The sequence below is a fragment of the Amycolatopsis arida genome, from assembly GCF_900115565.1.
Lineage (GTDB): Bacteria > Actinomycetota > Actinomycetes > Mycobacteriales > Pseudonocardiaceae > Yuhushiella > Yuhushiella arida.
In genome coordinates this window covers 1-17,249 of record NZ_FOWW01000003.1, presented here as the reverse complement: position 1 = coordinate 17,249, position 17,249 = coordinate 1, and the positions used below count along the sequence as shown (strand labels likewise).

General features: G+C 72.0%; 18 protein-coding genes and 1 tRNA gene. 11 read left to right on the top strand and 8 right to left on the bottom strand.

Features of this window, described 5'->3' with window-relative positions; translation table 11 throughout:
- The first annotated feature begins 180 nt into the window (after window positions 1–180).
- From BM051_RS09480 to BM051_RS09470, 3 genes are all read left to right on the top strand, one after another.
- Window positions 181–426, top strand: coding sequence for a hypothetical protein (locus BM051_RS09480; RefSeq protein ID WP_092529728.1), 246 nt, complete (start codon window positions 181–183; stop codon window positions 424–426).
- Between the two features lie 223 nt (window positions 427–649).
- Window positions 650–1,324 (top strand): Crp/Fnr family transcriptional regulator, encoded by a 675-nt coding sequence (locus tag BM051_RS09475; protein ID WP_092529727.1) that lies wholly within the window; start codon window positions 650–652, stop codon window positions 1,322–1,324.
- A gap of 419 nt (window positions 1,325–1,743) precedes the next feature.
- Window positions 1,744–3,009: an MFS transporter gene (locus BM051_RS09470; RefSeq protein WP_092529726.1), complete on the top strand. Its 1,266-nt coding sequence runs from the start codon at window positions 1,744–1,746 to the stop codon at window positions 3,007–3,009.
- Window positions 3,010–3,015: 6 nt separating this feature from the next.
- Here the strand turns inward: BM051_RS09470 and BM051_RS09465 are convergent, their stop codons facing one another.
- The 7 genes from BM051_RS09465 to sp36 form a co-directional block, all read right to left on the bottom strand.
- The gene (locus tag BM051_RS09465) at window positions 3,016–3,291 is read right to left on the bottom strand and encodes a glutaredoxin domain-containing protein (protein ID WP_092529725.1); all 276 of its coding nucleotides are present in this window, start codon (window positions 3,289–3,291) and stop codon (window positions 3,016–3,018) included.
- Between the two features lie 99 nt (window positions 3,292–3,390).
- Window positions 3,391–4,188, bottom strand: a complete 798-nt coding sequence (locus BM051_RS09460) for an MBL fold metallo-hydrolase (RefSeq protein WP_092529724.1) — start codon at window positions 4,186–4,188, stop codon at window positions 3,391–3,393.
- On the bottom strand, window positions 4,185–4,958 hold the full coding sequence (locus tag BM051_RS09455) for an NUDIX hydrolase (protein WP_092529723.1): 774 nt from the start codon (window positions 4,956–4,958) through the stop codon (window positions 4,185–4,187). The genes BM051_RS09460 and BM051_RS09455 overlap by 4 nt, the downstream gene beginning before the upstream one ends.
- 94 nt (window positions 4,959–5,052) lie before the next feature.
- Window positions 5,053–6,294: a hypothetical protein gene (locus BM051_RS09450; RefSeq protein ID WP_092529722.1), complete on the bottom strand. Its 1,242-nt coding sequence runs from the start codon at window positions 6,292–6,294 to the stop codon at window positions 5,053–5,055.
- A 40-nt stretch (window positions 6,295–6,334) separates the two neighbouring features.
- On the bottom strand, window positions 6,335–6,964 hold the full coding sequence (locus BM051_RS09445; protein ID WP_092530328.1) for a hypothetical protein: 630 nt from the start codon (window positions 6,962–6,964) through the stop codon (window positions 6,335–6,337).
- Window positions 6,964–7,419, bottom strand: a complete 456-nt coding sequence (locus BM051_RS09440; RefSeq protein ID WP_092529721.1) for a RidA family protein — start codon at window positions 7,417–7,419, stop codon at window positions 6,964–6,966. Before BM051_RS09440 ends, BM051_RS09445 begins: the two co-directional genes overlap by 1 nt.
- A 3-nt stretch (window positions 7,420–7,422) precedes the next feature.
- Window positions 7,423–7,584 carry a Sp36 family protein gene (gene sp36, locus BM051_RS09435; protein WP_003068074.1) on the bottom strand — a complete coding sequence of 54 codons (162 nt, stop codon included), beginning with the start codon at window positions 7,582–7,584 and terminating at the stop codon, window positions 7,423–7,425.
- 172 nt (window positions 7,585–7,756) lie between these two features.
- Here sp36 and BM051_RS09430 point away from each other — a divergent pair, with 172 nt between their 5' ends.
- The 5 genes from BM051_RS09430 to bagB all read left to right on the top strand — a co-directional run bounded on the left by BM051_RS09430 (window position 7,757) and on the right by bagB (window position 12,138).
- Entirely contained in the window at window positions 7,757–8,686 is a 930-nt protein-coding gene (locus BM051_RS09430) for an esterase/lipase family protein (RefSeq protein ID WP_092529720.1), read from the top strand.
- 63 nt (window positions 8,687–8,749) lie between these two features.
- The gene (locus tag BM051_RS09425; RefSeq protein WP_092529719.1) at window positions 8,750–9,709 is read left to right on the top strand and encodes an esterase/lipase family protein; all 960 of its coding nucleotides are present in this window, start codon (window positions 8,750–8,752) and stop codon (window positions 9,707–9,709) included.
- Window positions 9,710–9,718: 9 nt separating this feature from the next.
- Window positions 9,719–9,967, top strand: coding sequence for a hypothetical protein (locus BM051_RS09420; RefSeq protein WP_092529718.1), 249 nt, complete (start codon window positions 9,719–9,721; stop codon window positions 9,965–9,967).
- Between the two features lie 22 nt (window positions 9,968–9,989).
- Window positions 9,990–10,994 carry an ATPase BagA gene (gene bagA, locus BM051_RS09415; RefSeq protein ID WP_092529717.1) on the top strand — a complete coding sequence of 335 codons (1,005 nt, stop codon included), beginning with the start codon at window positions 9,990–9,992 and terminating at the stop codon, window positions 10,992–10,994.
- Between the two features lie 4 nt (window positions 10,995–10,998).
- Window positions 10,999–12,138, top strand: a complete 1,140-nt coding sequence (gene bagB, locus BM051_RS09410; RefSeq protein WP_092529716.1) for an ATPase BagB — start codon at window positions 10,999–11,001, stop codon at window positions 12,136–12,138.
- Between the two features lie 21 nt (window positions 12,139–12,159).
- Here bagB and BM051_RS09405 read toward each other — a convergent pair whose 3' ends face one another.
- Window positions 12,160–12,471: a WhiB family transcriptional regulator gene (locus BM051_RS09405; protein ID WP_092529715.1), complete on the bottom strand. Its 312-nt coding sequence runs from the start codon at window positions 12,469–12,471 to the stop codon at window positions 12,160–12,162.
- Between the two features lie 303 nt (window positions 12,472–12,774).
- Here BM051_RS09405 and BM051_RS09400 point away from each other — a divergent pair, with 303 nt between their 5' ends.
- The 3 genes from BM051_RS09400 to BM051_RS09390 all read left to right on the top strand — a co-directional run bounded on the left by BM051_RS09400 (window position 12,775) and on the right by BM051_RS09390 (window position 16,379).
- On the top strand, window positions 12,775–14,934 hold the full coding sequence (locus BM051_RS09400; RefSeq protein ID WP_092529714.1) for a transglycosylase domain-containing protein: 2,160 nt from the start codon (window positions 12,775–12,777) through the stop codon (window positions 14,932–14,934).
- Between the two features lie 400 nt (window positions 14,935–15,334).
- Window positions 15,335–16,276 carry a metallophosphoesterase gene (locus BM051_RS09395; protein WP_092530327.1) on the top strand — a complete coding sequence of 314 codons (942 nt, stop codon included), beginning with the start codon at window positions 15,335–15,337 and terminating at the stop codon, window positions 16,274–16,276.
- Window positions 16,277–16,305: 29 nt separating this feature from the next.
- Window positions 16,306–16,379: transfer RNA gene (locus tag BM051_RS09390), tRNA-Pro, on the top strand.
- Window positions 16,380–17,249: the final 870 nt, after the last annotated feature.

The window sequence follows — 17,249 nt, the reverse complement described above, 5'->3', positions numbered from 1 at the left end:
TACGACCACGGTGGTGCGATGACCGAGCCGCCGGCAGCGAGGATCTGGAGTCGATGAGGCTGGAGCCGAACGCGGGGCCGGGACGTCCCGGCTGTCCGGCACGTCCCGCGGCCACGGGCCGCCGGGTTCCGAACGTCCGCCGGCGACGCGCCGCCGGTGACCGGCGGGGGTAGGAGAGCAATGACTGTCTGGGTCGTCATCGCGGTGCCACTCGTGATCATGCTCTTCGCGCTCGCCATGGAGCGGGTGGAGGACCGGCTGCGCAACGTCACCGTCCGCGCCGAGGAAGTCGAGGAGTTCCTCGAGCAGGCGCAACCGAACGAGGTGCGGGCCCTCTACGGGCACGGCATCGGCCGCGCGTTGGAGTTGTTCCGGCTGCGCCGGTTGGGCCGGGCCAAGCTGCGCCCGCGTCGCGCGCGGGGTTAGGCTCGCCCGTCGGGCGAGAACCCGGGGTCAGCCGCTGAACAGGCGGTATCCGGGTGATCGCGTTCGGCATTCGGCCGTCTCACCCTGACGGGGGTGGATTGCCGGCCGCGCGGCGGGCCACCACAGCGGTGCGCCGGGCACGCCGTAAACTTGCAGGTAGTGACTGGCGACACGCTCCTCACGCCGAGGACCGGTGGCTCGCCACACGATGAGGAGGCACGAGGTGGACGAAACCCTGGCCCGGGCGGGCATCTTCCAGGGTGTGGAACCGGCGGCTGCCGAGGCGCTCGCGCAGACCTTGGAGACGGTGGAGTTTCCCCGGGGCCACGTGATCTTCACCGAGGGCGAGCCGGGGGACAAGCTCTACATCATCAAGTCGGGCAAGGTGAAGATCGGGCGCAAGTCGGCCGACGGTCGGGAGAACCTGTTCCAGATCATGGGACCGTCCGACATGTTCGGCGAGCTGTCGATCTTCGACCCGGGGCCGCGCACCTCCACCGCGACGACGGTCACCGAGGTGAGCGCCGTGACGATGGACCGGCCGGCGCTGCGGCAGTGGATCTCCACCCGGCCGGAGATCGCCGAGCAGCTGCTGCGGGTGGTCGCCCGCCGGCTGCGCCGCACCAACAACATGGTCGCGGAGCTGATCTTCACCGACGTTCCCGGCCGGGTCGCGCGGGCGCTGCTGCAGCTCGCCCAGCGCTTCGGCAGCCAGGAGGCCGGGCTGCTGCGGGTGACGCACGACCTGACCCAGGAGGAGATCGCGCAGTACGTCGGCGCGTCCCGGGAGACGGTCAACAAGGCACTGGCCGACTTCGCGCACCGCGGCTGGCTGCGGTTGGAGGGCAAGAGCGTGCTGATCCTCGACCCGGAGCGGCTGGCCCGCCGGGCCCGCTGACCACCCGACCCGGACGGCCGTCCGGCGCGCGGACCGAGCAGCGCGCGACACACGCATGACAAAGGGCCGGGCGCCACCCCCGACGTGGCGCACCGGCCCTTTGCCGTGCGCGGACCATCCCCCGACAGTCCGCGCTCCCCGCCCTCCGGACTAGGCCCCGACCCGATCGCCGGAGGGAGCTTCGAGCTTCGGTGGGTCTTGGTTCACCATCGCACGACCCCCACCCACCAACTCAAGGTCGTTCACTCTCAAGGACGCTCGCGGGGTTCATTTGTTGCCCGAAATCCGGCGAAAACCGCGTTCCGTTACCCAACCGAGACATGGCTACCCCGTCGACGCCGCTGGCATGCATGGTGTGCGGCGGTCATCACGAAAAAAAGACTGGTACCCCCGTACCATAAACGGGCACACTGGTACGCGTGTCCCAGTCTGCCTCCGCCGCCGAGGGCGGCGCGACCCTCGCCGACTACCGCGCCGCGCTGACCACGCCCGGCGCGCGCGGTCCCGCCGTCGCGTCCCTGCTCGCCCGGCTGCCCATCGCGATGATCGGCATCTCGGCGCTGCTGTTCGTGCAACGGGAGACCGGCTCGTTCGCGGTGGCCGGGCTGGTGTCCGCCGGCGCGCTGGTCGGCGTCGCGCTCGGCTCGGTGGCGCAGGGCAGGCTGATCGACCGGTTCGGGCCGACTCGCCCGCTGCTGGTGATCGCCACCCTGTTCGCGCTGGCGATGACCGTGCTGATCACCGCGATCGAGGCGCACGCCGCCACCCCGCTGCTGGTCACGCTGTCGGTGGGGATCGGGCTCACCGAGCCGATGGTGGGCTCGGCGTCCCGTGCGCTGTGGGGCCGCCTGCTGCCGGAGGGACCGGTCCGCAACGCCGCGTTCTCCTACGAGGCCATCAGCATGGAGGTGTTCTTCATCCTCGGCCCCGGCGCCGCCGGGCTGATGATCGCCGCGCCGTGGGCGGGCACCGGCATGGTCGTGGGCGGGCTGTGCATGGTGACCGGCTCGGTGCTGTTCGCGCTCAGCCCCGCGGTGCGCGCGTGGGGCCCCTCGGCGCGCCGCGGCGGTCGGCTGCTCGGCGCGCTGGCCAGCCCCGGTATGCGCACGCTGGCGCTCGCCGCGCTCGGCTTCGGCATGGTCATCGGCTTCGTGGAGGTGGCGGTGCCGGCCACCGCCACCGGGGCCGGGCACCCGACGGTCGGCGGGTTGCTGCTGTCGGTGTGGTCGGTCAGCTCGGTGGCCTTCGGTGTCGCCTACAGCACGCGGCCGTGGCCACGCCCGATGGGGCTGCGGCTGCCCGTACTGCTCGCCGGCTTCGGCCTGCTGGTGGCCCTGCTCGCGCTGCCGTCGACGTTGTGGGGACTGGCGCTGGCGATGCTCGCCGCGGGCGCGCTGATCACGCCGCAGTCCACCACCCACTCCACCGCGATCGAGGTCGTCGCCCCGAAGGGCACCGCGGCCGAGGCGTTCGGCTGGGTGCTCACCGCGATCACCCTGGGCCTGGCCATGGGTCAGTCGGTGAGCGGCTATCTGGTGGAGCGCGCCGGGCCGCCCCCCGCGTTCCTCACCGCGACCGCGGGCGCGCTCGTGATCGCCGGCGTGGTGTGGCTGCTGCGCGGCACCGTCCGCCCGGCCGAGCAGCCGGCGGCCCAGCCGGTGCCGGAGCCGGCCGTGGCCCGCTGACGCCGGTCAGTCCGCGCGTCCCCCGAGCAGCTCGGGGGCGTGCTCCCGGACGGCGGCCTCGATCTCCGGGAAGCTCGGGTTGACCAGTGCCGCGTCGCCGACGATCACGGTCGGCACGGTCTCGTTGCCGCCGGCGACCTCGCGCACCCTGGCCGCGGCGCCTGGGTCGTCCCAGATGTTGATCTCCCGGACCGGCAGCCCACTCCGGCGCAGCGGCTCGACCAGCATGGCGCAGAACGGGCAACCCGGGCGCCAGTAGAACTCGATCTCGGTCGCGGTCACGTCCCCTCCTTCACCGGCGCACGTCGGCGGCGTTCGTCGGGCGCCCGGGTCCCATGGTCCGCTCGCGAGCTCGCTCGCGTCCCCTCCTCACCAGCTCGATCACGGGATCTCACCCTCCGCGCGCAGGTAGTCCAGTTGAGCCAGCACACTGGCCTCGGCCGGGCCCCACAGCACCCGGTCGACGTCGGCGTAGACCAGCTCGACGATCTGCCGGGCGCTCGCCCCCGCGCCGAGCCGGCGCAGTGCCGCGCGCACCTGGTCCAGCCGCTGCTCCCGGTGCTCGGTGTAGGCCCGCGCGGTAGCCGCCAGGTCGGGCAGCTCGGGGCCGTGCCCGGGCAGCCCGAGGGTACCCGCCGGCAGCCCGACCAACCGGCGCAGCGACCGCAGGTAGGCGCCGAGGTCGTCGAGCACCGTGGTGCCGCGGCCGAGCACGGTGTCCCCGGTGAGCACGTGCGTCGCGTCGCCGTACGGCACCCGCAGCGACACCGAGTCCGCGGTGTGCCCCGGGGTGTGCAGCGCCTCGATGTCCAGGCCGGCGGCGGTGACCACCTCGCCGTCGGCCAACGGCGGCCCTTCGAGGCACAGCGCCGGGTCGAACGCCCGCACCGGGGCGCCGACCCGCGCGGCGAACGACCGGGCGCCCTCGGCGTGGTCGGGGTGGCGGTGGGTGAGCAGGACCAGCGCGACCGGGCCGGCGGCGACCAGCCGGTCCAGGTGCGGCGGGTCGTCGTGGCCGGGGTCGACGACGACGTGCTCGCCCGCCCCCCGGGCGCGCAGCAGCCAGGTGTTGGTGCCCTCGAGGGTCATCTCGGACGGGTTCTCCTCGAGCAGCACCGTCGCGATCGGGGACACCGCGCGGGGCACCCCGTACGCCGGATGCGCGGGCCCGCCGTTCATGCCTCCTCCAGCACGACCCGCACCTCGGTACCGTCCCGGACGAGGGTGGGGATCACCTTCTCGATCTCCCGCCGGGTGGCCAACGCCTCCGCGGCGGTGGCGAACCCGGCGATCTCGGTGAGCGTGACCCAGGTGGGCGGCATGAGCATGCTGCGGCCGGCCCGCGCGTCGGCGAGCGCCTCCTCCGGTCGTCGCCAGCCGGAACTCTCCGCCTCCGTGGTCGCGCCGTCGGCGTCCTGCCCCGGAGGCAGCGCCGCGACGAAGAACCGGGCGTCGTAGCGGCGCGGCTCGCCCTTCGGAGTGACCCAGTTGGACCAGGGGCGCAGCAGGTCGGCCCGCAGGGTCAGGCCGGCGTCGGCGAGGAATCCCGCCAGCGACAGTTCCCGGGAGACCAGCGCCGCGCGGGCGGGCGCGTACGGCGCGGTGTCGGTCACCACGCCGGAGTCCGTGGCATCCCTACCGGCCAGCAGCACCCCGGACTCCTCGAACGTCTCCCGCACCGCCGCGCACACCAGCGCCCGCGCGAGCCGCTCGGGGCAGCGGAACCACTCGGCCCACCGGGCCGGCTCGGGGCCCGCCCATCGAACGGACGCGTCGGCGTCGCGCTCGTCCACCCCGCCGCCGGGGAACACCGTCATCCCGCCGGCGAAGGCCATGCCAGCCACCCGCCGTTGCAGGAACACCTCCAGGCCGACTGCCCGGTCGCGCAGCAGCACCACGGTCGCGGCGTCCTTGGGCGGCACCGGCTCGGCGATCGGGTCGGCGAGCATGGAGGCCGGGAAGCTCAGCTCGGGACGTCGTTCAGCCACGTCCGCAACATACGCCCGGTGACCGGACGACGAGGGAGACCCTCGTCACGCCGGCTCAGGCACCGCTGAAGCCGTCGGTCCAGCCGCGCTTCGGTGGCTCCATGCCGCGGGCAGCGCCGTTGACGCCGTTGACGCCGTTGACCCTTCCCCCCGCCGCCTCGGCCTTCTCCCGCTCGGCCAGCTCGGCGTGCAGCTCCCGGAGCAGCTGCCGGTCCCGCTCGCTGAGCGCCGGGTCGTCCAGGTCCAGTTCGGGGATCTCGACCACCTGGCCAGGGCGGAGCTTCGCCGAGGCGATGGCCCTGCCCTTCTCGTCGTCCTCGGCGAGCGCGGCGCGCAGTTGGGCCACCTCGGCCGAGCTCATCTCGGTGGTGCTGGCCGTGCTCCGCCGTTCCTCGTGCTCGTCGACGGTCTCGACGGGACTGCCGGCGGTCGGTGGCTCCACGGGCTCGGCCGGTGCGGGGTCGGCCGGCGGGGCGGCGGTGGGCCGGGCCTCCGGCTGGGGTTCCACCGACCGTGACTCGACGGGCTCGACCGGCTGGGGCTGGGTGATTCGCGGCTGGGTCGCCTCGGGCTCGGGGGACACCCTGGCGGCGTGCCGGTTCTTGCCCTTGGTCGACCGGCCGCGTCGCTCGTCGGAGGTGTCGATCGACGCGCCCGCGGCGTCCGGCGCGAACCACACCGGGTTCGCGGTGGCGTAGGCGCTGTCGTAGTAGCCGGAGCGCTCCGCCCACGGCCCGCTCACCTCGACCACCGAGGGCAGCCCCGCCTTGCGCAACGCCTTGCCGACGCGGTAGGCGACCGCGGGCGGGTGCGCCTCGGGACCGATGTCCACCAGGACGACCCGCTGCGGCAGCGGCCCCGGCACGCTGCCGGCCGGGGTGTTGCGCCAGACGGCGTGCACCGAGCGCACGTCGGGCAGCACGTGCAGGGTGCGGTCGAGCGCCTCGATCAACCCCCGCTCGGGCTCGTCGTCGGCGCTGAAGCGGTGCTCGGGGCCTTTGTCAGCAAGGACGCCGTCGTCGACGACCAGATGGTCGGCCAGTGTCGCGTCGGACCGGCTCATCTCGAGCACGAGGGCCACCTCGCGCTGCTCCGCGGCGCTCACCGGGATCCGACCGGCGATCAGCGTGCCGGCCACCAGCTCGGCGGCCTGGTCCAGGTGCGCCGTGGCCACCAGCTCCCTGGCCTCGGACAGCGCGCTGTCGTCGATCCTGCCGGCGAGCGCGAGCAACAGGTTGTGCAGGCGCAGCGGCACCGCCAGCCCGTCACCCGTGGGGCCGTCGTACATCTCCGCCATGTCGCGGTAACTCCCTCCAGCCCGCCGGAGGCAGCGAGCGTTACGCCGGGACGAGTCGGTGTCCGGTGTCCACGGCACCCACGCACACCAGCCGGGAGTCCGCCAGCGCGGCCCGGTGGTACTCCGGCAGCTCGAGCCGCGGTGGCAGTACCTCCACGCTGGGCTCCTCCTCACCCAGCACACGCAGCACCCGCTGCAGCTCGCCGGTCAACCGAGGCGCTCCCGACAGCACCGAGATCAGCAGAACCCGCTTGGCCTCGCGCTCGCCGGTGACACCCCCGTGCCGCCAGGTCTCCCGAACCTCACCGACGTCCGGCCGGCCGCGCAACGTTGCGTGCACGAGCACGGATACCGAGTCGACGGAGTTCACCCAATCGGGCGGACTCGACTGGAATGTGTACCGCGTATCAGTGACGTCGTCCACCCCAAGGGCGGAACTCACTTGATGCCAGTCCGCCCCGTGCGGTATTAGCCCAGCGACGAGCAGCCGATACTCCGTCTGGTCCAGGTCAATTCTGTGCGTAAGCAAAGAGCGGGGAAGGGTCCGCGCGAGGGTGCCCATCGCGCCCTCGCTCAGCCAGTCGCGGAACCGCCACAGCACCTGGTCGGGCAGCCGGCCGGCCAGCCGCAGCAGCAGCTCGTGGCACGAGGCCTCGATGTCCGGGTCCATCACGCGACCTCCACGAGTAGTTCGACCTCGACCGGGGCGCCGAGCGGCAGCTCGGCCACCCCGACCGCGGAACGGGCGTGCACGCCGGCGTCGCCGAAGACCTCACCGAGCAGCTCCGAGGCGCCGTTGACCACCGCGGCCTGGCCGGTGAACCCCTCGGCCGAGGCCACGAAGCCGACCACCTTCACCACGCGGACGATCGAGTCCACGCCCACCAGCGCGTGCACCGCGGCGAGCGCGTTGAGCGCGCACGTGCGGGCGTGCTGCTTGGCCTCCTCGGGGCTCACCTCCGCGCCGACCTTGCCGGTCGCGGCGAGCGCGCCGGCGACGAACGGCAGCTGGCCGGAGGTGAACACCTGGGAGCCGCTGCGCACCGCCGGCACGTAGGCGGCGACGGGCGCGGCCACCTCGGGCAGCTCGATGCCGAGCTCGGCGAGTCTGGCGGTCCAGCTCATGGGTCAGCCCTTCGGACGCTTCAGGTACGCGACGTGCTGCTCGCCGCTGGGGTTCGGCAGGACGGTCACCAGCTCCCAGCCGTCCTCGCCCCACTGGTCGAGGATCTGCTTGGTGGCGTGGATCAGCAGCGGAACCGTGGCGTACTCCCACTTGGTGGCACTCATGGCGCGAGCGTATCGGGTGACGGCAAGCCCCGTACGGCCCAGCCGCGCCTTCAGACGAACACGTGCGGTCACGAGTCGCTACGGATAGTCCACCAGGTCGTGTTCTGGTCCCGCGGCGGCGTTGGCGTCAAGCTCAAGGAGGGGCAGGACCATTCGCCGGAGGGGGCTCCACATGCGACCGTTGCGACGGATCCGACGCTGCCGGTACGCGCTGGTGGCACTGGCACTCGTGGTCAGCGCCGGCGGCGTGCTCGCGCCAGGCACCGCGACCGCCGCGCCAGGCACCGCGACCGCCGCGTCGGGACCGGGCGGCTTCAACGACTGGTCGTGCCGGCCGAGCGCGGCCCACCCGAACCCGGTGGTGCTGGTGCACGGCACCGGGGACAACCAGGACCGCACGTGGCGGGTCCTCGGGCCGCGGCTGGTCCGCGAGGGGTACTGCGCGTTCGCGCTCACCTACGGCGTGGTGCCGGACGCGCCCGTGGTCGGCGAGGTGGTCGGCGGGCTGATGCCCCTCGACTACAGCGCCCGCGAGCTGAAGGCGTTCATCGGCCGGGTGCTCGCCGCCACCGGAACCAGCAAGGTGGACATCGTCGGCTACTCGCAGGGCACCATCGTGCCGACGTACTACGCCAAGCTGCTCGGTGGCCGCGGCACCATCGACCGCTACGTCAGCCTGGCCCCCGGCTGGAACGGCACGAACGTGTACGGGCTGGCCGACCTGTACGCCCTGCTGGGACTGCTCGGGCTCGGGCCGGTGGCCGCCGAGCTGTTCTCCGAGTGCCGGGCCTGTCCGGAACTGCTCACCGGCTCGGCCACCCTGCGCAAGCTCCACGAGGGCGGCATCTTCCTGCCCGAGATCACCTACACCAACATCATCACCCGGTACGACGAGATCGTCGTCCCCTACACCAGTGGGATCGGGCACGGGCCGAACGTCACCAACATCGTGCTGCAGGACACCTGCCCGGAGGACCGGGTCAACCACGTCGGCATCGTGGTGGATCCGAACGCGATCGCCCACGTGCTGCGCGCGCTCGACCCGGCCAACCGGACCCCGGTGCCGTGCGTGGCCTTCGGGCCGGTTCGGCCATCCCGGTGATCTCCTGGCTTCTGACGCCGTGACGTGGTTCACTCCCTCCCTACTCGCAAGTAGGGAGAGCGCATGCGGGCAACGAGGCTCCTGGTCGCGATCGCCGCCACCGTCCTGACAGCACTGACCACACTGCTCGCCGGCGCGGGGGCCGGACAGGCCCGGGAGGATCTGCCCGTGCCGTGGACGCTGGCCGCCGCGGTGCCGGCCCAGCTGGCCGCGCCGAACAGCCCGCCCCCCGGCGCGAACGACTGGTCGTGCCGGCCGAGCGCGGCCCACCCGAACCCGGTGGTGCTCGTGCACGGCCTCGGCGCCAACCAGACGGTGAACTGGCAGACCTTCGCGCCGCTGCTGGCCAACGAGGGTTACTGCGTGTTCTCGCTGACCTACGGCGTCCCCGGCGACCCGCTTCCCGGCTATCAGCCGGGTGGGCTGGTGCCGATGGAGCGCAGCGCCGAGGAGCTGGCCACCTTCGTCGACCGGGTGCTGGCCAGCACCGGCGCGGCCGAGGTGCACATTCTTGGGCACTCCCAGGGCACCCTGATGCCCAGCTACTACGTCCGCTTCCTCGGCGGCGAGTCGAAGGTGGACAAGTACGTGAGCCTCACGCCGCTGTGGGAGGGCACCACCCTGCTCGGACTGTCCACGCTGTACCAGCACGGGCAGGTTCTGGGACTCGATCCGGTGGTGGACGGGGTGCTGAACCCGATCTGCGGTTCCTGCCCGCAGTTCCTGCAGGGCTCTGAGTTCCTGAAGAACCTGCACTCCGTCGGGATCTTCGCCCCCGAGGTCACCTACACCAACATCGTCACCCGCTACGACCAGGCCGTGGTGCCGTACACCAGCGGGATCGCGACCGCGCCCAACGTGACCAACATCGTCCTGCAGGACCGCTGCGGCCTCGACTTCGCCGAGCACGCCGCGGTGGCCGCCGACCCGGTGACCGCCGGGCACGTCCTCAACGCGCTCGACCCCGCCCACCCGCGGCCGGTGCCCTGCGTGTTGGTGACCCCGATCGGCGCGGCCGGCTAACGTTGCGGCGTGGAGACCTGGCGGATCGTCGCGGCGGCGCTGCTCGCCGGCGCCGGCCTCGTCGCCGTCCCACTGGTGCTGGCCAGGGTGCGCGAGCGCACCGGCCGGGGTGGCGCGGTCGCGACGTCCGCCGCGGTGACGGTGACCGCGCTCGCCGTGCTCTGCCTGCTCGTGCTCACCACCCTGCCGCCCGGGTGGGCGTGGGCGGTCACCGCGCTGACCGGGGTGACCGTGACCGTTGTCCTGCTCGCCGGATGAGGTTCTGACCTAGGCTGCGCTGGTGACCACTCCGTTGGCTGGCTGGACCGACGAGCTCGCCCGCGCCCGGCTGCACTTCGTCACCGGCAAGGGCGGCACCGGCAAGACGACCCTCACCGCGGCACTGGGGCTGGCGCTGGCCAGGGGCGGCCGGCGGGTCCTGCTGATCGAGGTCGAGGGCCGGCAGGGCTTCGCGCAGCTGTTCGACACCGAGCCGCTGCCCTACGCCGAGCAGCGCGTCGCGGCCGCGCCGGGCGGCGGCGAGGTGCGCGCGCTGCACGTCGACGTCGAGGCGGCGCTGCTGGAGTACTTCGACATGTTCTACAACCTGGGCTTCGCCGGGCGGACGCTGCGCAGGATGGGCGCCATCGAATTCGCCACGACCCTCGCGCCCGGCCTGCGCGACGTACTGCTCACCGGCAAGATCAAGGAGTGCGTCACCCGCACCGACTCCGACGGCCGGTACGTCTACGACGCGGTGGTCGTCGACTCCCCACCCACCGGCCGCGTGGTGAGGTTCCTCGACGTGACCAAGGCGCTGACCGACCTCGCCAAGACCGGGCCGATTCGCGGCCAGGCGGAGGGCGTGGTGCGGCTGCTGCACTCCGGGGAGACGGCCGTGCACCTGGTGACCCTGCTCGAGGAGATGCCGATCCGGGAGACCCTCGAGGCGGTCGCCGAGCTCGACGGCGCCGACCTGCGGCCGGGCTGCGTACTGGTCAACCGGGTCCGCCCACCCCGGCTGCCGGCCCGCTCGGTGCCCGCGGCGGCCGACGGCAGGGTCGACGCCGCGAGGGTGCGGGCCGGGCTGGCCGCCGCCGGGCTGGACCTGCCGGAGACCACGCTGGACGCGCTGGTCGAGGAGACCGTGGAGCACGCCGTCGGGGTGGCGGCCGAGCAGCGGGCGAAGGAGCAGCTCGCGGAGGCCGACCTGCCGACGCTGGAGCTGCCCGACCTCACCGACGGCGTGGACGTCGCCGCGCTGTACGAGCTGGCCGACGCGCTGGTCGAGCAGGGGGTGCGCTGACCGGATGACCGAGAGGCTGGACATGGACGCCCTGCTCGACGACCCGGGCACGCGCGTCGTGGTGTGCTGCGGTTCCGGCGGCGTCGGCAAGACCACCACCGCCGCGGCGCTGGCCCTGCGGGCGGCCGAGCGCGGCCGACAGACGGTGGTGCTCACCATCGACCCGGCCCGGCGGCTCGCGCAGGCGCTCGGGTTGCGCGAGCTGGGCAACTACCCGAAGCGGGTGACGGTCGACGGGTTCGAGCCCAAGGGCGAGCTGTGGGCGATGATGCTGGACATGCGCCGCACCTTCGACGACATGGTGCGCACGCACGCCGGCCCCGAGCGGGCCGAGCAGCTGCTGGCCAACCCCTTCTACCAGACGATCTCCACGTCGTTCTCCGGGACGCAGGAGTACATGGCGATGGAGAAGCTCGGCCAGCTCGCCGCGACCGGGGACTGGGACCTGATCGTGGTCGACACCCCGCCGAGCCGGTCGGCGCTGGACTTCCTGGACGCGCCGTCGCGGCTGTCCAGCGCGCTGGACGGGCGGATGATCCGGCTGCTCACCGCGCCGGCGAAGGCCGGAGGGTGGGGGCTGCGCAAGGTGGTCAGCGCCGGGTTCTCGATGTTCGCGAAGGCGGTGTCGACCATCCTCGGTGGTCAGCTGCTCGCCGACGCGTCGGCGTTCATGCAGGCGTTCGACACCATGTTCGGCGGGTTCCGGGAACGGGCCCGCCGGACCGCCGAGCTGCTGCGCTCGCAGGGCACGGCGTTCCTCGTCGTGGCCGCGCCGGAACCGGACGCGCTGCGCGAGGCCAGCTACTTCGTCGAGCGGCTGGCCACGGAGTCGATGCCGCTGGCCGGGCTGATCGCCAATCGCACGCACCCCGTGCTGGCCGAGCTGTCCGACACCGAGGCACTGGCCGCGGCCGACGCGCTGGACCGCGGTGGTCAGCAGGCTCCGCTGGCCACCGCGGTGTTGCGACTGCACGCGGACCGGGTCGCCCTCGCCAGGAGGGAGGACCGCCTGCTGGCCCGGTTCACCCGGGCGCATCCCGCGGTGCCGGTGGTGCGGGTGCCGGCGTTGCCGACCGACGTGCACGACCTCGAGGGTCTGCGGGACATCGGGGACCGGCTGGCCGACGACCGCGAACAGATGTGATTTCGGACACACTCCCCGGGGTCAGGAGACCCGCGCGGCCGGCTGGTCGGCGTCGGCGAACCGGCGCTTGGCCGACTCGAGCAGCTCCCGCCAGTTGGTGACGTCCGGCCGCCGACGCAGCAGGGCCCGCCGCTCGCGCTCGGTCATCCCGCCCCACACCCCGAAGTCGATGCGGTTGTCGAGTGCTTCGGCGAGGCACTCCGTGCGCACCGGGCAGCCCATGCACACCAGCTTGGCCCGGTTCTGCTCGGCCCCCCGCACGAACAGCCCGTCGGGATCGGTGTCCCGGCAGGACGCGCTGATCCGCCAGTCCGACTCGTTGGTGGTTGTCATACCCCCAGCTCCCTAACCTGTAACGACCGGCAGGCAGGGTCATGGCCGCACGCCTCGCCCCCGCGAGCAGGTCTTCCTGTGCTCACGCCGTTCACCGGTGCCTCCCCTGGCGCCGGCGCCTCCGTACTCGAACGCGAGCCCCCTCGCACTCGTCCATCCGTCGGCATTTTTCGTGAGACGTTGACGGACTGTAAGGGTCAACGGTTCCACCCGCCAAGCCTCCCGTTGCATTTGTTACCTGGCGCTCGCCGTCCGGCTTCCTGGCGCGGTGCCCGACCGGCCGGGGCGCGTACGCTGTTCACCGTGCGGAAGAGGGATGGTGTGCTGAAGCTGCTCGGCCTCTGCGTCCTCGCGGGGGTGCTGGTCGCGGGGGTGTTGTTCCCGGTCGTCGGCGCCGCGGGACTGGTGTCGAACCAGGCCAGCCAGACCGTGGACGAGATGTCCGCGGAGCTGGCCGACGTGCCGCCGCCGCTGGTCACCACCGTGACCGACAAGGACGGCAACCCCATCGCCTCGCTGTACGACCAGTACCGCATCCCGGCCGCGAGCAACGAGATCTCCGAGGCCATGAAATGGGCCATGATCTCGGTGGAGGACCGGCGGTTCTACGACCACCACGGGGTCGACTGGAAGGGCACGCTGCGCGCCGCGATCAGCACCAGCACGGGCAACACGCAGGGCGCGTCGACCCTCACCCAGCAGTACGTGAAGAACTACCTGATCAACGTCGTGCACCGCGGCAACGAGGCCGGCCAGCGGAAGGCGCAGGAGGTGTCGATCGCGCGCAAGCTGAAGGAGGCGCGGATCGCCATCCAGCTCGAGACGAAGATGTCGAAGGACCAGATCCTCACCGGGTACCTCAACGTCATCGAGTTCTCCCAGCGCGTGTACGGGGTCGGCGCGGCCGCCCGCGCATACTTCGGCACCACACCCGACAAGCTGAACGTGACACAGAGCGCACTGCTCGCCGGGATCGTGAACAACCCGACGTACTTCGACCCGTGGAATCATCCGGACCGCGCGACCGAGCGGCGGAACTGGGTGCTCGACAAGATGGTCGAGAACCTCAAGCTCGCCCCCGAGGACGCCGAGCGGCTCAAGGAGGAGCCGCTCGGGGTGCCGCCGGAGGGGCCGAACAAGCCGGCGTCGAACTGCGTCGGCGCCGGGCCGGAGAACGGGTTCTTCTGCCAGTACGTGGTGGACTACCTCAAGGAGCACGGCTTCACCGAGGAGCGGATCAACATCGGCGGGTGGACCATCCGGACCACCATGGACCAGCGGGCCAACCACGAGGCCAAGGTCTCCGCGGAGACGCAGGTCAGGAAGACGCAGAAGAACGTCGCCAACACGTTGTCGCTGGTGCGGCCGGGCAAGGACCGGCACGAGGTGGTGGCGCTGGCGGCCAACCGGGACTACGGAACGTCCCCCGACGAGGGGCAGACGCTCTACACGCTGCCCGCCGGGGTCTACAACACCGGCGGCGCCGGGTCGAGCTTCAAGATCTTCACCGCCGCGGCGGCCATGGAGCAGGGCGTCGCCGGCATCTACGACAACGTCCCGAGCCCGGGCTTCCACGTCTCGAAGGTCTTCGTCGGCGGCGGGTCGCGGTGCCCGGTGGTCGCGCAGGGCACCCGGGCCTACTGCGTCATCAACAACGAGGGTTCCGACTACCCGACGTCCATGACCTTGCAGCGGGCGCTGGAGACCTCGCCCAACACCCCCTTTGTGATCATGGAGGAGCAGGCCGGGATGGGGCCCGTGGTGGAGATGGCCAGCAAGCTCGGGCTGCGGAAGACCATGGCGGCCAATGGTGTGGGGCGGGAGCCCGACCCGAACGCGCAGAAGCCCGAGCTGCGGATGAGCCAGAAGGAGTACTTCGGCCCGAAGGAGAACTCGCCGGGAGAGGGGTCGTTCACCCTCGGTCCCTGGCCGGTCAGCGGCCTGGAGATGGCCAACGTCGCGGCGACGATCATGAGTGGCGGCGTGTGGTGCCCCCCGACGCCGATCGCGGAGATCCGGGACCGCAACGGCAAGGTGATCCCGATCAAGGAACAGCCCTGCGAGCAAGTGGTGGAAGAGGGGCTGGCCAACTCGCTCGCCGTGGGGATGAGCAAGGACCACGAGGGCGGCACCGCCACCCGTGCCGCGCAGGCGGTCGGCTGGGACCGGCCGATGATCGGCAAGACCGGGACGACGCAGGCGAACGGGTCGGCGACCTTCGTCGGTGCCACCCCGCAGCTCGCCGGGGTCGCGATGGTGTTCCGGCCGCAGGGTGGCGCCGGTGGTCTGTGTTACAACGGCGTGGGCAACGTGACCGCCTGTGGCCGCGAGGGCAGCATGTGGGGTGGCGTCACTCCGGCCCAGACCTGGTTCGGCGCCATGACCAAGATCATGGAGGGCCAGGAGGTCCGGCAGCTCCCACCCAGCGATCCGAAGTACGAACGCATGCGGGGTCGCCGCTGACCCCCGACGGATTCGCGCTCCGGGCCGGCCACGCGGCGTGAAGGTGAAGGGTTCGGCGGAGGTGGCCGCGGCGGCCCGTGGGGGCCACGAGCCACGGCTCCGCGCGACACTCCGGCTGACGGTCGCGCCGGTGGCCGGGCCCGAGGAACTGGCTACCGGAGCGGGGTGAGCACCGGTCGGACTGCGCCGGTCAGGGTAGGCTCACCTCGCCGGACGGGCGCCCGGGTTGCCGATTCTCGGACCAGTTGGTTTGTTACCCTTGCTCCTTTTGGGTGAATCGTCAGCGAAGTGCATACTGCTTGTTATGTCGTCGTGATCTTCCCTCGCCGGAGTGGCTCCTTGTGCACGTATCCTGGATGATGTGGGCACGCTCAGTAACACAGGCAGGGCAGGGGTGCCGTTGAAACACCTGGCCGTGGGTACCCTTGCACTCGGCGCGGCGACGCTCGGCTACGCATCCGGCATCGAGCGCCGACACTGGACGCTGCGCACGTCCGAGCTGCCCGTCCTCGCCCGCGGCGCCCGCCCGCTCACGATCCTGCACATCTCCGACCTCCACATGCTTCCCGGCCAGACGTCGAAGCAGCGGTGGGTGGCCGCGCTCGACCGGTTCGAGCCCGACCTCGTGGTCAACACCGGCGACAACCTCGCCCACCCCCAGGCGGTCCCCGCGGTGCTGCGCGCCCTCGGGCCCCTGCTCGACCGGCCCGGCGTGTTCGTGTTCGGGAGCAACGACTACTACGCCCCGAAACCGAAGAACCCGGCCCGGTACCTCATGCCGCGCGGCCGTCGCAAGCGCATCCATGGCCGCCGGCTGCCCTGGCGGGACCTGCGCGCCGCCCTCATCGAGCACGGCTGGCAGGACCTCACCCACGTGCGCCGCACCGTCACGCTCGACGGGCAGCGGGTGTTCGTCGCCGGCGTCGACGACCCGCACCTGCACCGCGACCGGTACACCGACATCTCCGGCACGCCCGACCGCGCCGCCGCCCTGCGGCTCGGGCTCACCCACTCCCCGGAGCCACGCATCCTGGACGCCTTCGCCGCCGACGGCTACGACCTCGTCCTCGCCGGCCACACCCACGGCGGCCAGCTCCGCGTACCCGGCGTCGGCGCACTGGTCACCAACTGCGAGCTCGACCGATCCCGTGCCCGCGGCGTCTCCCGCTGGGGCGCGCACATGTGGCTCCACGTGTCCGCCGGCCTGGGCACCTCGCCCTACGCACCCGTCCGCTTCGCCTGCCCACCCGAGGCCAGCCTGTTGACCCTGGTCGCCCGGCCGACCGCGGGGCTCCCCCTCCGCAAACAAACCCCGTTCAAAGCCCCCAGCGACGTCCGCTAGACTCTTCCCCGACCCGAAAACAAGGTCCTCGGGGTGTGGCGCAGCTTGGTAGCGTGCCTCGTTCGGGTCGAGGAGGTCGTGGGTTCAAATCCCGCCACCCCGACGGAAGATCTGGGAGATCCCTGTCTGCACAGTGCGCAGACGGGGATCTTCCTTTGTTCGCAGTGGGGGGCCGAGCCCCCCACACCCCCCACGGTGCGAGCTCCTCACCCTGGGCGAGCGCTGGTGGCGTTGGTCGTGAACTAGCAATGTGCTTGGGCGCTTCGCTCGCTGGGCTCGCTCGCTGGTGCCACGCGTGGGGTTGGTGGGCGCGCGTGGGTGCGAGTTCTCACGTTCGGGACGGTGAGATCTTCGTTCGGGAGCGCGGGATTTCGTTTGGAGCGCGAGTTTGATTTGGCGCGCGAGTTTCACGGTGGGATGCCGAGTTCTGGTTTCGGGCGCTGGCTGCCTGTGAGCTCAGGGCGGCCTTGGGTACCGCATGTGTGCTCGCCACCTTCGGCTCGCGTCCTGCCGAGAGCCCCGCCAGACGCGAGGCCGCCCCAGGCAACACACCCCCGAGCGGGTACGCCTCATTACAGGCAGGAGCACCCGTCGTTCCCACCCCGGGTCGAGGCACGCCTCACCCAGCGCGGGGCACGCCCCCACCCCACGGGTTGCAGGCTGCAGCCATTCCCCCTCCCCACCCCGATCCGAAGCCGCTGTGCGGTCGGCGGTGCCGTGTCAAGGCACGCTTTCCCGCCTTGACACGGTGCCGACGACCGTCAACACAATCAGGCTTCGGGGTGGGGACCACACCTGGGACGAGGTGCGGACCGCAACACCCGATGACGCGGTAACCCCGGCACGGGATGCACCCGCAGCGGGGATGCGAGATGTGCCCGCGGCGCGACACCCGGCGCCGTGCACCCGTCGAGTTGTTCCCATCCCCCGAAAGGGATCCACAGATTTCGCGCGCACCGTCCCAACTTCCCGG